This window comes from Nocardia sp. CA-120079, from assembly GCF_050955745.1.
Taxonomy (GTDB): Bacteria; Actinomycetota; Actinomycetes; order Mycobacteriales; family Mycobacteriaceae; genus Nocardia.
Window position 1 is genome coordinate 5764623 of the sequence record NZ_CP192088.1, and the last position, 13304, is coordinate 5777926.

At 65.4% G+C, this 13304-nt stretch carries 15 protein-coding genes; 8 read left to right on the plus strand and 7 right to left on the minus strand.

The features are described 5' to 3' along the window. Positions 1-26: 26 nt before the first annotated feature. Positions 27-302, minus strand: a complete 276-nt coding sequence (locus ACQPYR_RS26585) for a hypothetical protein (RefSeq protein ID WP_433635250.1) — start codon at positions 300-302, stop codon at positions 27-29. A gap of 279 nt (positions 303-581) precedes the next feature. Here ACQPYR_RS26585 and ACQPYR_RS26590 point away from each other — a divergent pair, with 279 nt between their 5' ends. From ACQPYR_RS26590 to ACQPYR_RS26605, 4 genes are all read left to right on the plus strand, one after another. Further along, positions 582-1430 (plus strand): SAM-dependent methyltransferase, encoded by an 849-nt coding sequence (locus ACQPYR_RS26590; RefSeq protein WP_433621665.1) that lies wholly within the window; start codon positions 582-584, stop codon positions 1428-1430. A 48-nt stretch (positions 1431-1478) separates the two neighbouring features. Continuing rightward, on the plus strand, positions 1479-1838 hold the full coding sequence (locus ACQPYR_RS26595; protein WP_433621666.1) for a hypothetical protein: 360 nt from the start codon (positions 1479-1481) through the stop codon (positions 1836-1838). 93 nt (positions 1839-1931) lie between these two features. Beyond that, positions 1932-2366: a MarR family winged helix-turn-helix transcriptional regulator gene (locus tag ACQPYR_RS26600; RefSeq protein ID WP_433602661.1), complete on the plus strand. Its 435-nt coding sequence runs from the start codon at positions 1932-1934 to the stop codon at positions 2364-2366. Positions 2367-2383: 17 nt separating this feature from the next. Beyond that, positions 2384-2806, plus strand: coding sequence for an organic hydroperoxide resistance protein (locus ACQPYR_RS26605; RefSeq protein WP_433520949.1), 423 nt, complete (start codon positions 2384-2386; stop codon positions 2804-2806). A 23-nt stretch (positions 2807-2829) separates the two neighbouring features. Here ACQPYR_RS26605 and ACQPYR_RS26610 read toward each other — a convergent pair whose 3' ends face one another. Continuing rightward, a complete protein-coding gene (locus ACQPYR_RS26610; protein ID WP_433621482.1) occupies positions 2830-4044 on the minus strand; it encodes an IS110 family transposase in 1215 nt (404 codons plus the stop codon). A gap of 229 nt (positions 4045-4273) precedes the next feature. Here ACQPYR_RS26610 and ACQPYR_RS26615 point away from each other — a divergent pair, with 229 nt between their 5' ends. Next, positions 4274-5260: a zinc-binding dehydrogenase gene (locus ACQPYR_RS26615; protein ID WP_433621667.1), complete on the plus strand. Its 987-nt coding sequence runs from the start codon at positions 4274-4276 to the stop codon at positions 5258-5260. Positions 5261-5275: 15 nt separating this feature from the next. Here the strand turns inward: ACQPYR_RS26615 and ACQPYR_RS26620 are convergent, their stop codons facing one another. Then, positions 5276-6292, minus strand: a complete 1017-nt coding sequence (locus tag ACQPYR_RS26620; RefSeq protein WP_433621668.1) for an NADP-dependent oxidoreductase — start codon at positions 6290-6292, stop codon at positions 5276-5278. A gap of 159 nt (positions 6293-6451) precedes the next feature. On the opposite strand from ACQPYR_RS26620, the gene ACQPYR_RS26625 reads away from it, so the two are divergent. Further along, complete coding sequence (locus ACQPYR_RS26625) at positions 6452-7201, plus strand: LGFP repeat-containing protein (RefSeq protein WP_433621669.1); 750 nt, start codon at positions 6452-6454, stop codon at positions 7199-7201. A gap of 12 nt (positions 7202-7213) precedes the next feature. Here ACQPYR_RS26625 and ACQPYR_RS26630 read toward each other — a convergent pair whose 3' ends face one another. Together ACQPYR_RS26630 and ACQPYR_RS26635 are read right to left on the minus strand one after the other, a co-directional pair. Further along, on the minus strand, positions 7214-8095 hold the full coding sequence (locus tag ACQPYR_RS26630) for an SDR family oxidoreductase (protein ID WP_433621670.1): 882 nt from the start codon (positions 8093-8095) through the stop codon (positions 7214-7216). 365 nt (positions 8096-8460) lie between these two features. Further along, on the minus strand, positions 8461-8859 hold the full coding sequence (locus tag ACQPYR_RS26635) for a hypothetical protein (protein WP_433621671.1): 399 nt from the start codon (positions 8857-8859) through the stop codon (positions 8461-8463). 321 nt (positions 8860-9180) lie between these two features. Between ACQPYR_RS26635 and ACQPYR_RS26640 the strand changes: the two genes are divergently transcribed. Next, complete coding sequence (locus tag ACQPYR_RS26640; RefSeq protein WP_433621672.1) at positions 9181-10593, plus strand: MDR family MFS transporter; 1413 nt, start codon at positions 9181-9183, stop codon at positions 10591-10593. Between the two features lie 115 nt (positions 10594-10708). Here the strand turns inward: ACQPYR_RS26640 and ACQPYR_RS26645 are convergent, their stop codons facing one another. Continuing rightward, positions 10709-11461: a hypothetical protein gene (locus ACQPYR_RS26645; protein ID WP_433621673.1), complete on the minus strand. Its 753-nt coding sequence runs from the start codon at positions 11459-11461 to the stop codon at positions 10709-10711. Then, a complete protein-coding gene (locus tag ACQPYR_RS26650) occupies positions 11458-11667 on the minus strand; it encodes a hypothetical protein (RefSeq protein ID WP_433602654.1) in 210 nt (69 codons plus the stop codon). The genes ACQPYR_RS26645 and ACQPYR_RS26650 overlap by 4 nt, the downstream gene beginning before the upstream one ends. Before the next feature lie 158 nt (positions 11668-11825). On the opposite strand from ACQPYR_RS26650, the gene ACQPYR_RS26655 reads away from it, so the two are divergent. Then, the gene (locus tag ACQPYR_RS26655) at positions 11826-13211 is read left to right on the plus strand and encodes a flavin monoamine oxidase family protein (protein WP_433621674.1); all 1386 of its coding nucleotides are present in this window, start codon (positions 11826-11828) and stop codon (positions 13209-13211) included. The last annotated feature ends 93 nt before the right edge of the window (positions 13212-13304 follow it).

The window sequence follows — 13304 nt, forward strand, 5'->3', positions numbered from 1 at the left end:
GATTCGAACGGATACTCGGGCGGTCGCTAGAGCACGGCATTCATGATCGTGCCCGCACTGGTGGCTACTGCGCCACCAGCCATCGCACTGGCAATCATCTTCGGCGACTGCAGCCCGCCTCCGGACCATTTCTCCCAGGCGAACCGTCCGCCGCCGTAGGTAATGGCGGTAACCCCGGACAACTGAATCATCCAGGTGAAATACCGGCCCATTTGCATCAGTTTGTCCGCCATCGGCGGCGCCTCCGGTTCCGGATTACTGACCTCGGCTAGCACAGTGTCGTGTAACGCGGCGAGAATCATGCTCACTTCATGCTCCTTGTCGCATGCCGGTGCTGGGAGAAGAACAGACTTCGCAATGAACCGCTGCAGCGCGTTGACCTCATGATTCAACCTCATCAAGATCACGTGACGCAGCCGACACACCGGAATCGATCCCCTAATGCGGTCCGAATCCCGGCCTGCCGGACATTCGCCACCCCTATCCTGAGCGAGGAAAATTCGACGGAGCGGGCCGCCGACCGTGGGCGGCTCGGCGGTTGCGGGCACCCGACGGCCCGCCCGCCACAGGAGGGAATCGTCATGCCGGATAGCAGGGCTGAAACCGCCACCGGATTGCCGACCAAAATCGACACGAGTGTGGCTCATGAAGCTCGTGTTTACGATTATTGGCTCGGCGGAAAGGATAATTACCCGGCCGACCGGGCACTCGGCGACGCGATAGCCACCCATATTCCGGCAATCCGCAGTATGGCCCGCGCCAACCGGGCCTTCCTCGGCCGCGCGGTGCGCTACGTCGTCGATGCGGGCGTCACCCAGTTCCTCGATATCGGCACCGGAATCCCCACCGCGGGCAATACCCACGAAATCGCCCAGGGCATCGCATCGGATGCGCGCGTGGTCTATGTGGACAACGACCCCATCGTCCTCGCGCACGCGCGGGCACTCATGTCCAGCACCCGTGCGGGCAAAACGGCCTTTATTCATGCGGATCTGCACGATCCGGCCTCGATATTGCGCGATCCGTCCCTGACCGCGACCCTGGACCTGAACCGTCCGGTCGCCGTCATGCTGGTCGCGATCATGATGTATTTCCGCGACAGCGACGGTCCGCACGCCATCATCGAGAACCTGCTGGAATCGATTCCCGCCGGCAGCTTTATCGTGATCACCCATCCCACCGCCGATTTCGACGCTCGCGCCATGGCCAGGGTGGTGGCCTCGGCTGAATCCGCAGGCATCACCTTCAATCCGCGCAGCCGCGCCGAAACCGAAACTCTGTTCGCCGGAACCGAAATCGTCGAACCGGGCGTTGTCCCCGTGGTCACCTGGCATCCGGAGTTGATCGGCGACCAATCGGGTCGGATGCATGCCATTCCGGCGGATCCGGAGTCCGCGTGGTACTGGGCGGGTGTGGGACGCAAGGCCTGACGTTTGGGTTTGTGCCGGTCGGCAACTCCACCCATGAGGTGATCGATCATGGTCAACGATCTGGAGAAGCGGTGGACGGCGGACGAGCGGACCTTTCGTCGGGTGGCGATCTATGTGGCGGCGGTGCTCGCGGTGGCCGCGCTCGTCTTCGTGATCACCGCGATATGGGCGGCCCAACGGACGGCCTGCGCGGCCGCGGAGACGATGCTCTGTGATACGGCGGCGAAAACCGCGATCCTGACCGGACCGACCGTGGTGCTGATGCTCGGCGGTATCTGCGCCTTTGTGCAGACCTATCGCGTGTGGCGGCGCGGCCGGAGTTGGCCGATCTGGCAGGGCGCGGGCTGGTTCCTGTTCACCATGATGATCGTCTACCTGGGCATCGGCGGCGGCAGCGTCGCTGGCTGAGCCGCAGGCTGAGCCGCAGGCGACGATCAGGCGTGAGGTGAAGCACAGCCAAATTGGTTGTGCACAATTTAATTGTCCACTACTGTTACGGACATGACCGATCACCTCACCCTCGACGAGCAGCTGTGCTTCCGGCTCTATGCCGCGTCGCGGGCGATGACGGCGGTCTATCGCCCGAAGCTGGAGCGCCTCGGGCTCACCTATCCGCAGTACCTGGTGATGTTGGCATTGTGGGAACGTGACGGCCGCAGCGTCGGCGACCTCTGCGAAGCACTGCTACTCGACTCCGGAACACTGTCGCCACTGCTCAAGCGGTTGGAGGCGGCAGGCCTGGTCGAACGGCGCCGGGCAGCGGCGGACGAACGTCGCGTCGATATCCAACTCACCGAACGCGGCCGCGAACTGCGGTCCGAAGCCCGATGTCTACCAACGGAAATGGGCGAAGCCAGCGGCCTGACCCCCGACGAATTCATCGTCCTGCGCGAAACCCTTCGGCGACTTGCCGATGCGCTGATGTCCCACCCCTGATCGAAAGAGAGTCAGTCATGACCGTCCTGTACACCGCCGAAGCCCTCGCGACCGGCGACGGACGCAACGGCCACGCCCGCACCTCCGACGGCAAGATCGACGTCGCACTGGATATCCCCAAGGAGATGGGCGGCAGCGGCGTGGGCACCAACCCGGAACAGCTCTTCGCGGCGGGCTACGCGGCCTGCTTCCACAGCGCGCTGCGCCTGGTCGGCAAGCGCGAAGGCGCGAATGTCGACGATTCCGCCGTCGGCGCGAAGGTCGGCATCGGCCCGAACGACGAGGGCGGCTTCGAGCTGACCGTCACCCTCGAGATCTCGCTGCCGCACCTGTCCCCCGCCGAGGCGCAGACCATCGCCGACAAGGCGCACCAGGTGTGCCCGTACTCGAACGCGACCCGCGGCAATATCGACGTCCAGGTCACCCTCGCCGACGACTGAGGAAAGGACTCTCAATGACCGTGTCAAGTCGTAGCAGTGACGGGAGTCGGTGTGTCGAGGGTGAATTCGCGGTTGTCGCGCAGCAGCGCCCAGAGCACGTCGACCAGGCGCCTGGCCAGGGCTAGGAGTGCTTGGGTATGGATGAGTCGTTCACCACGTTTTCGGTCGTAGAACTGTCGCGAGGGCCCGTTCTCGTAGCGCAGGCTCGACAAGGCTGCCATGAAGAACACGCGCCGCATGCGCCGGTTGTAGCGTTTCGGGCGGTGCAGGTTGCCGCTGACCCGGCCCGAGTCGCGGGGGACCGGGACGAGGCCGGCGTAGGAGGCCAAGCGGCCCGCGCTGGCGAAGCCGGCCAGGTCACCTCCGGTACCGACGAGGAACTCCGCCCCCAGACTCGGACCCATGCCGGGCAGGGATTCGATGATGCGTGCCCACGGGTGTGCCCGGAATCGGGTCGTGACGAGTTTGTCGGTGTCCTTGATCTCACGGTCCAGATCCAGCAGCTTGCGGGCGATGCGTTTGACCAGCATCGCGGTGTCTGCCTCGCCGGGCAGGGCCAGGCTCTGGCGTCCGGCGGCGTCGAGGGCGGTGGCGGCCGCTTTGGCGATGCCTGGTTTCCAGGCGCCGTTGTCGGTGAGATGTGTTGTGACACCGTCGATTCCGGCTGCTCGAATCTCGGCGGGGGTGCACATTGCAGCGACGAGGATCAGCGGGGTCCGGTTCGAGTAGTCGAACGCGGCCTCCAACGCGGGGAAGATCGACCCGAGCAGGGCGCGCAGCCGGTTGACCCCGGCCACCCAATCCGCCATCAGATCGGTGCGGTAGCTGGTCAGCTGGGTCAGCCCGACCACGAGTTCGTCGGGCATCACGACCTGGTTGAGATCCTCACGCAGGCGGGCGCTCTGGGCGATCACCCGCGCGTCCTTGGCGTCAGTCTTGCCCTCGCCGCGGAAGCCGCCGGTCATCGAATTCACCACCCGGCCCGGCACATACGTCACCGCCTGATCTGCGGCCAACAGCACTGTGATCAGCAGCAACGCCATCGGGCTGGTCAGATCGATCGCCCAGCGCACCCGCTCGGCACCGCGCTCGGCGCGGGCGATCAACGCTTCGATCGCGGCTTGGTCGTTTCCGAACTTCTGGCTGAACACCGTTTTTCCGGTCTCGTCGACCCCGCACGCGTGATGCGCGTGTTTGCCGACATCGATCCCGACCCAAATCTCCGGGCGAACATCCACCCACGTGCTCCTTGACTCCAAAGTCATTGCGCCCATGGACAACTCCGCCGACAGATCCCTAACCAGCGACGACCGCAACAAGCTCTCAATCAGCAGCCGGAGCGTCCAGCGCGGCGGGGCAGCCAGTCCTCTCGAGCCTCGACCGAGGCAAAACACCATCAGCTACACCCCACCGCCCTGGGCATCCAGGGCACCAACCCCAGACACCTACAAACTTAGGGAATCCACCATGCGTGCCGTAGTCATCGAAAGTTTCGGTGAGCCGAAGGATGTGCTCACCACCGCAGAGCGGCCGACGCCCGAACCCGGTGCCGGACAAGTGCGGATCGAGCTGATCCTCGCGCCCATTCACAACCACGACCTGGCGACCATTCGCGGGGTCTATGGCTACAAGCCGTCGCTGCCCGCGATTCCGGGAACCGAGGCCGTCGGCCGCATCGATGCACTGGGATCGGATGTGACCGGCCTGGAAGTCGGTCAGCGCGTGAGCATTTCCGGCATCCACAATGTGTGGGCCGAGTATTTCCTGGCCAAGGCGACGCAGGTGGTTCCACTGCCGGACAGCATTTCCGATGAGACGGCGGCGCAGTTGCTAGCGATGCCGCTCAGCTCCCTGATGCTGCTGGAAGATCTGCGGGTTTCGCCGGGCGACTGGATTGCGATCAATGCCGCCAATGGCGCGGTCGGTCGCCTGGTGAATGTGCTTGCGCGGCAACGCGGTCTCAATGTGCTCAACCTGGTTCGCGGCCCGGCTTCGGTCAAGGCACTGCAGGAGTTGGGTTTCGAACCGGTCTTCGATACCGAATCCGAGGGCTGGCTGGACCGGGCAGTCGCGACGACGGCGGGTGCGCCGATCGTGCGCGCCGTTGACCAGGTCGGTGGGCGGGCTGCGGATGCGCTGCTTTCGCTGCTCGGCCAGGACGGTGAGCTGATCTCGTTCGGTGCGCTGTCCGGTCAGCCGCTGTCCATCAATCCGGGTCCGCTGATCTTCAAACAGGCTGTGGTCAAGGGTTTCTGGGGTTCCAAGCGGGCCGAGCAGACCAGCAGCGAGGAGATGCGGCGCCTCATCGGTGAACTCGTCGGAATGGCGGCGACGGGTGCACTGCGCCTCGATGTCGAGGCCGTTTATCCGCTGGAGTCCGCCGCCGATGCCGCCGCCGCGAGCGAAACACCGGGGCGGTCGGCCAAGATCGTGCTGTCGCCGCAGCCGGTGTAACCCGATCCGGGTCCGCTATCCGACCCGCACTACGAGTTTGCCGAAGTTACGGCCCTCGAGCATGCCGATGAACGCCTCGGGTGCATGCTCGAGGCCGTCGACAATGTCCTCGCGGTAGCGGACCCGGTCCTCGGCGATCCAGCCGGACATCTCGTGCAGGAAGTCCTGGTACATTTCCCGGACGAATTCGGTCTGGATGAATCCGCGCACCGTGAGGCTCTTGGTCAGAATGCGACCGTAGAAGCCGGGCAGACGATCCGGTCCCTCGGGCGCGCCGGTCGCGTTGTAATTCGCGATGAGTCCGCAAACAGGTACGCGCGCATAGGTATTCAGCAGCGGATACACCGCGTCCGCCACCGCCCCACCGACATTCTCGAAATAGATATCGATGCCGTCGGGCACCGCGGCGCGCAGTTGATCTGCGAAATCCGGTGCGCGATGGTCGATTGCGGCTTCGAAGCCCAATTCTTCACGCACATAGGCGCATTTCTCCGGGCCGCCCGCGATGCCGATCGCCCGCACACCCTTGATACGGGCGATCTGGCCGACGGCGGAACCGACGGGGCCACTGGCCGCGGCGACCACCAGGGTCTCCCCCGCCTTCGGCTGCCCGATTTTCAACAGCCCGGAATACGCCGTGAACCCTGGCATACCGAGCACACCCAGCGCGGTCGATATCGGCACTTTGTCCGGATCCAGCTTGCGCAGCCCCGACGCGGCCGCGACCTGATGCGTCTGCCAGCCCGAATAGGCCTGCACCACATCACCTTTCGCGATCGACGGAGCGCCGGATTCGAGCACCTCGGCAACAGTGCCGCCCACCATCACATCGCCGATCTCTACCGGCGCCGCATAGGACTTGGCGGCACTCATCCGCCCGCGCATATACGGATCGAGGGATAAATACAGGGTGCGCAGCAGCACCTCGCCCTCGCCGGGCTCCGGAAGCGCCGCGGTCTCGATGCGGAAATTCGCCGGGGTGGGTGCGCCCTCCGGCCGGGATGCCAGCACAATCCTCGTCGACTCGACCATATGCCTTACCCTATCGCTGGCCACTCAGCGAAGCACGGAATCGCTAGGTTGGCTAATGGATATCGCGCTGCCACCGATAGAGGACTGTCGACTCCCCTGACGACAGTTCGAGGCTTCACCGACGTTCGTATTCGACTACGACCTGCTCAGGAGTTTCAATTGGCGTCGCAATTTCGCACCCAACGCCCCGCGCGGGCAGCACTCACATCGACCACCGCCGCATTCGCCCTGCTGTTGAGCCTCGGCCTCGGCACCGCAACCGCTCGCCCCGTCGGTCCGTTCGACGTCGGCGGCGCCATCGAGGTCGAATACGACCAGGTGGGCGGTCCCGGCGCGCTCGGCGACCCGACCGCACCGGAAGCTGATGCCGCCAACGGCGGCCGCTATCAGAGCTTCGAACGCAACACCGCGATCTATTGGCATCCCGATACCGGCGCCAATGCGGTCGGCGGCGCGATCCGCGACAAATGGCGTGACCTCGGCTTGGAGACGGGTGTGCTGCGCTACCCCGTCACCCGTCAGCAATCCACACCGTCAGGATCCGGCGCCTACAACCTTTTTCAGGGCGGGTCTATCTATTGGTCACTCGGCACCGCCGCGCACCAGATCGGCGGCGCGATCCGCGATAAGTGGGCGGCCTACGGCTGGGAGAGCGGTGCGCTCGGGTTCCCGTTGACCGACGAGGCGGCCGCGCGCGCGGACAACGGGCGCTACAACCTGTTCCCGGGTGGCGCGATTTATTGGTCCCCGCGCACCAGTGCGCATGTCGTCTGGGGTGCTATCCGCGATCTGTGGGTTTCCAATGGCGCGGAATCCGGGCGGTACGGGTTCCCTACGGGCGAGGAATACGACTACGAGGGCGGGAAGGCGCAGGACTTCCAGGGCGGTCGGATTACCTGGCAGCCCTGATGAAAACAGACCCTAATCCTCGCCCAGCGCCTGCGTCCGGGCGCTGAGCGAACGGCCCAGCCCGGCCACCTCGGCGTCCATATCCGGCAGCCACGCCGGGGTGGTCTTGCTGCCCGCCCGCTCGGCGGAGTGCAGCTGCAGCAGCGGCCGCAGCCAACGCAGCGCGCCGACCCAGGCGGGCACGTTGATCCGTCTGGCGCGCCGCCCGATTCCCCGCTCGAATCTGGCGGCGCACTTCTGCACCGAGGTCGTCTTGCGGATCGGCTTCGGCAGTGCGGCGAGCGCTCGCCCGACCGCGGGCAAGTCGGCGAAACTCTCCCGAACGAGCGGGGTATCGATCCAGGACATGTGCGCGGACCCGACATCGACGCCGTGGTGCGCGACCTCGAGCCGCAACGCGTTCGCGAAGTGCTCGATCCCGGCCTTGGAGGCGTCGTAGGCCGCCATACCCGGCATCGCCAGATAGGCCGCGAGGGAGGAGACGATCAGCACGTACCCGCGCCGCTCGATGACCGATGGCAGGGCGGCGCGGACGGTGTGGAAACAACCGACAAGGTTGACCTCGATCACCCGCCGGAAGGCGGCGGGGTCCACCGTCAGGACCGACCCATAGCTGGCGATTCCCGCGTTCGCGACGACGATGTCGATGCCGCCGAACCTCTCGATCCCCTGCGCGACCGCGGCCTGCATCGCGGTGAAGTCGCGCACGTCGGCGGAAACGGCCGAGACATGCTCGTCGCCGCCGAGTTCGGCCGCGAGTTCTCGCAGCAGGGGCGAGTCGATATCGATGAGCACGAGGTGCGCGCCTTGCGCACGCAGCCGCCGGGCGACCTCTGCGCCGATGCCGCTCGCGCCGCCGGTAATGAGTACGACCTTGCCGGTGAAGGCGGTCATGGTCCTGAATTCTAAACCGTCCGCTACCTGGCAGCATCCACATCGCCGCATCGTCATGGGTTCGCGACCTGGCACCAGGTGGGCCGTATTCGGGGAATGTGCCCCGGGGATCGTTCAGCTGGCAAAACGGTGGGGCCGCTTGCCTTGCGTCCCACCGTATTTCGCTGACTACCCGATCAGGATGGAAGTCGCGGCCACCCGCGACAACGGTCGCGCCCTGAGCGTGCGCAGCGCCCGCCCACAGACAGGTGACACCGGATCCGGTACTCGCCGATGCGGTCCCGACACCGCATTCCAGGCCGCCCGCGGTGACCGCGGCAGCCGCCAGCAGGGTGAATGCCTTGGTTTTCGCACAGTCGTGATCATCAGCACGTCCTCGCCGCGGCGCGGCATACGGTCCAGCCGTCGCCGTCCGGACGCGGTACCCGGGTCCATGTCGTCGTGCCGCAGGTGCGGTTGCCGGAGGAGTCCGAGCCGGACTCGTTCTGGCTGCGGTATTCACGCAGATTGTTCTGTTGTTCGTTGCGCCGCAACGAATTCTGCGGGGTGTGGTGGTAGCCGAACGGATCGATGTGATGCCAGCCGGTGGTATCGCGACCGCTGGTACTGCCGCGATTGTTCGAATGGTCCGAGCGCGCATCCGGATTCGCGAACGCCTCGCCCGCGCCGACCACCGTGCCCAGGGTGATCGCGCCGACGAGCAGCGCGAGAGCTCTGCCTTGTGCTCCGCCGCGCTTGGCCGTGGTTGTTGTTCGATGCATCATGGCCCCTTTGCCTCGGTGCTCCAACTACTGAGACACACAGTAGATGAAGAACCTGAGAAATTTCGGCATCATATGTAGCAGGTATTTTCAGTGCGATTGCGATGGCTAGCACGTACTTGATCAGTAGAATTCGGCGCGGCAAGCGAGGACCTAGGCAGCCCGTGCACGGACGCCCAGCCAGCAGACGCGGTGCCCGCCACACGGTGACGGCACAGAAGATTCACGGCCGACCAGGTGCCGAAATAATTCCGTGCGGGAATAGCTGCGGCCGCGATACGTTGCTTCGGGATGGTTGGTGAAGCGAAGGAGAGGGGCCGGTCGGTGGCAATCGAGGCAATGGAATCGTCCGTCGGTCTGCGATCCGATCGAGGTGCGATCCTTGCTTCGCTGATGCTCGCGACAGGGCTGGTCGCGCTGGATTCCACCATTATCGCCACCGCGGTGCTGACCATCACCGACAGCCTCGGCGGCTTCTCGCAATTCCCGTGGTTGTTCTCGATCTATCTGCTGACACAAGCGGTTACGGTTCCGGTGTACGGCAAGGTTGCCGATACGGTCGGGCGCAAGCCGGTAATCCTGTTCGGCATCGCGGTTTTCGCGCTCGGCTCACTGCTGTGCGGTGTGGCGACGAGCATGTTGGGTCTGATCATTTTCCGCGCGGTGCAGGGTATCGGTGCGGGCGCCATCATGCCGATGACCATGACAATCGCCGGTGATCTGTACACCCTGACCGAACGCGCCAAGGTGCAGGGTTATCTGGCCAGTGTGTGGGCCATCTCGGCGGTGGTCGGGCCACTGTTGGGCGGACTGTTCGCCGAATACGTCAGCTGGCGTTGGATCTTCCTGATCAATATCCCGCTGTCCGCACTCGCCGCGTGGATGCTGGTCCGCAGCTTCCAGGAGAGCACGGTACGGCGCAAACAGCGTGTCGACTATCTCGGTGCGGCACTGCTCACCATCGGCGCGGGTGCGCTGATTCTCGGCTTGCTCGAGGGTGGACAGGCCTGGGCCTGGTGGTCGCCCACCGGGATCGGCATCTTCGTGGGCAGCGCACTCGTGCTCGTGCTGTTCGCTCTGGTGGAGCGGCGGGCCGCGAACCCGATTCTGCCGCTGTGGGTTTTCACGCGACGGGTGATTATCGCCAGCAGTCTGGTCTCGGTGCTGGTCGGCGCGATCCTGCTCGGCATGACATCGTATGTACCGACTTTCACCCAGGGTGTGCTCGGCACCGGGGCGCTGATCGCCGGTCTCACCGTCGGCGCGCTCACCCTCGGCTGGCCGCTGGCCGCCTCCCAGGCCGGAAAGGTCTACCTGCGCATCGGCTTCCGCGCGACCGCGCTGATCGGCAGCACCCTGGCCACGCTCGGTGCCGCCACCACCCTGCTCATCGATGAGAATTCCACGCTGATCCAGGTCGCCGCCTCGTGTTTCGTGATCGGCACCGGCATGGGCCTTGTCGCCACCCCCACCCTGATCGCGGCGCAGACGACGGCGCAGTGGTCCGAACGCGGCGTGGTCACCTCGGCGAATATGTTCGCCAGATCATTGGGCAGTGCGGTCGGTGTCGCGATATTCGGCGCAATCGTGAACTCGCGCGTCGGCGACACCGACCATCCGGCTCCGGCATTGTTGTCCTCGGCGGTGCATCTGGTTTTCCTCGCGGTCGCCGCGATGGCCTTGGTCATGGTGACCGCATCCGCGATGATGCCGCGCCGGGGCGCGAACGTCGCCTAGCGCCAATTGCCCCCGCGGTCGTTGTCTGCGCCGTATGCCGTCCGGAACTCGATCCGCGCGCTGTGGAGGCACGGCCGCCGCCCGACGATCGCCGAGTGACCGGTCAGATCTGTCGTTACCAGGCAGAACGTCGATCGGCGATTTCGGTCAGCGCGCGATCACGCTGCTCGACGGGCAACTTTTCGGCGGCGGCGCGGATCACATCGATCGCGGATTCGGAGAGCACATCCAGCGTGGCGTGAAATTCCGTCCATAGATCGCAATCTGCGGTGGCCCAGAGCATTTCGACGAGCTTGTCCCGAGAGGCCAGATCGACGAAGCGTTCCAGCTGTGCGGCGTCGTCGACAAGAAAGGCCGAGCGGACGAGTGCGGTGCCGTCGAGGGCCGCCTCGGTGGCGCGGGCCGACTTATCGGAAATCGAGGCGACCAGTTCGCCCAGCGTGATCCAATCTTCGCGTGCGGCAAGCTCTTTGCCGACCGCGACAATGGTCGCCTCGGGCAGAGCGCCGTTGATGGCCGCGGCATGCCGCGGATCGAGCAGCGCGGAGATGTCGGCGAGGAAATCGACCGGCAGTCGCTTGGCGACATCCACCGCGTGCGACGGGTCGAGCACGCCGGACATCCGGGCCGCGAGTAGTGCGCCGCGACTGCGCGCCACCATCTTCGCGGTGATCGCCGTCGGAATAACCTTTGATGCCTGGGCAACCCGCCGCAGTCCGGCTTCTTGTCCGGCCACGAACAGATCCGTGACCTGGCGCCGAAACGCGCGCAGATCCGCATCGGGTACGTCGCCGAGATAACCGAGCTGTTCGACCGGAACACCCAGTGTCCGTGCGAGTTTCAGCAATTGCGCCGTCGGTGCCGTCACAATCCGGCCGCCTTCTTGACCGGGCCGCGTAGGAAGCGCGGCAAGAAGTCGAGCATGCCGAAGGCTGCGGCCTTGAGCTCGCCCGCCTGCCGCCATCGGGCATCCTCGATCGCCTGGGCGAGTTCGGCTTGATGCTCCGAGCTCAGCGCGGCAATGCCAGGGGGTAGATCATCGGATATCAGTTCCGCCAGTGTGTGCTCTGCCATGGTTGCCTCCGTCGGGCGCATCGGGCTCGTGATCAACATTGGGACGACTCGCGGCTGGGTGCAAGGAACAGCGCGGGTCATTGACGCCGGTGGCGCGCCGGTCCTACCGTCGGAGCATACGACCGAGTCGATCGGTCACGGGTGGATCGGTGGTCGCCATGGGTGTCGAGCGCACGGTGGATATCGCGGTGATCGGCGCCGGACTGGCCGGTTTGACAGCGGCCCGCCAGTTGCGTCGCGCCGGATTCGATGCGCTGGTCGTCGAGGCGCGGGATCGGGTAGGTGGTCGCACACTGAACCACCCGATCGGGGACGGCAAGATCGTCGAGGTCGGCGGGCAGTGGGTCGGGCCCGGTCAGGACCGGGTACTGGCGCTGATCGACGACTTGCGGCTGGAGACGTTTCCCACCTACACCACCGGGCGGCATCTGTTCGAACATCGCGGGAAGCTGCGGCGCTATCGCGGTCGCATTCCGTTGATCGCCTCGGCCGCCCTGCTGGATGCCTACATCGGTCTGCAACGGTTGGATCGGATGTCGCGCGTGGTACCAGCGGACGCGCCGTGGTCGACGGCGCGGGCGAAGCAGTGGGATACCGAGACCGTCGCGTCGTGGATGCGACGCAATCTGCATTCGGAGATCGCGCGCCGGGCCATCACGATGGTCTGCAAGGCGGTGTGGGCCGCCGATCCAGCCGATGTGTCACTTCTGCATCTGCTGGCCTATCTCAATGCCGGTGGCGGTGTGGATTCGATGATCGAAACCGACGGTGGCGCACAGCAAACCCGCATCGTGGGCGGTTCGCAACGAATCTCGATGACGCTGGCGGAGCAGTTGGGCGACCACGTGCTGCTGAATACGCCGGTGCGCAAGATCGAGCAGTCCCAGGGTTCCGTCGTCGTGCACGGCGATGACACCCGGATTCTGGCCCGCCGCGTGATCGTGGCGATGAGCCCGGCCCTGGCAGGTCGGCTGGTGTACTCCCCTGCGCTGCCCGCCGATCGTGACCAGCTCACTCAGCGTATGCCGAACGGCTCGGTCATCAAGACCATGGCCGTATACGACACGCCCTTCTGGCGGGCGGATGGCCTGTCCGGACAGGTCACCGCTGCCACCGGACCGGTAAAGGTCACCTTCGACAACTCCCCGCCGGACGGACACCCTGGCGTGCTGCTCGCCTTCCTGGAAGGCGGCGATGCCCGGCGACTCGGCCGCTTCCCCGTCGAGGAACGGCGCGATATCGTGATCTCCAGCCTCACAAGGTTTTTCGGCCCGGCAGCAGCCACCCCGATCGATTACATCGAGAAGGACTGGTCCGCCGACGAGTGGACCCGCGGCTGCTACGGAGCCTTCATGCCGCCCAATACCTGGACCGAATACGGCCCGGCCCTACGCGCACCGATCGGCCGAATCCATTGGGCCGGAGCCGAAACCGCGACAGTGTGGATGGGTTATATGGACGGGGCGATCCGCTCAGGTGAACGTGCCGCCGCCGAGATCACCGCGTTGGTCGGAGGGGACCGCAAGCCCACAGCGGTCAGCTGACCCTCCGGTGCTGCTTATTCCGCAGTTGATCGGGTGAATTCGGCCCGCCACCGCTGCGTCTCGTGATCGCTTCGATATCTGCTGACCGAAGTC

What these genes read in the sequence shown, in the direction of transcription:
- ACQPYR_RS26585 (WP_433635250.1), bottom strand. Translation starts at nt 302, where the DNA reads ATGATTCTCGCCGCGTTACACGACACTGTGCTAGCCGAGGTCAGTAAT.
- ACQPYR_RS26590 (WP_433621665.1), top strand. Translation starts at nt 582, where the DNA reads ATGCCGGATAGCAGGGCTGAAACCGCCACCGGATTGCCGACCAAAATC.
- ACQPYR_RS26595 (WP_433621666.1), top strand. Translation starts at nt 1,479, where the DNA reads ATGGTCAACGATCTGGAGAAGCGGTGGACGGCGGACGAGCGGACCTTT.
- ACQPYR_RS26600 (WP_433602661.1), top strand. Translation starts at nt 1,932, where the DNA reads ATGACCGATCACCTCACCCTCGACGAGCAGCTGTGCTTCCGGCTCTAT.
- ACQPYR_RS26605 (WP_433520949.1), top strand. Translation starts at nt 2,384, where the DNA reads ATGACCGTCCTGTACACCGCCGAAGCCCTCGCGACCGGCGACGGACGC.
- ACQPYR_RS26615 (WP_433621667.1), top strand. Translation starts at nt 4,274, where the DNA reads ATGCGTGCCGTAGTCATCGAAAGTTTCGGTGAGCCGAAGGATGTGCTC.
- ACQPYR_RS26620 (WP_433621668.1), bottom strand. Translation starts at nt 6,292, where the DNA reads ATGGTCGAGTCGACGAGGATTGTGCTGGCATCCCGGCCGGAGGGCGCA.
- ACQPYR_RS26630 (WP_433621670.1), bottom strand. Translation starts at nt 8,095, where the DNA reads ATGACCGCCTTCACCGGCAAGGTCGTACTCATTACCGGCGGCGCGAGC.
- ACQPYR_RS26635 (WP_433621671.1), bottom strand. Translation starts at nt 8,859, where the DNA reads ATGATGCATCGAACAACAACCACGGCCAAGCGCGGCGGAGCACAAGGC.
- ACQPYR_RS26650 (WP_433602654.1), bottom strand. Translation starts at nt 11,667, where the DNA reads ATGGCAGAGCACACACTGGCGGAACTGATATCCGATGATCTACCCCCT.
- ACQPYR_RS26655 (WP_433621674.1), top strand. Translation starts at nt 11,826, where the DNA reads ATGGGTGTCGAGCGCACGGTGGATATCGCGGTGATCGGCGCCGGACTG.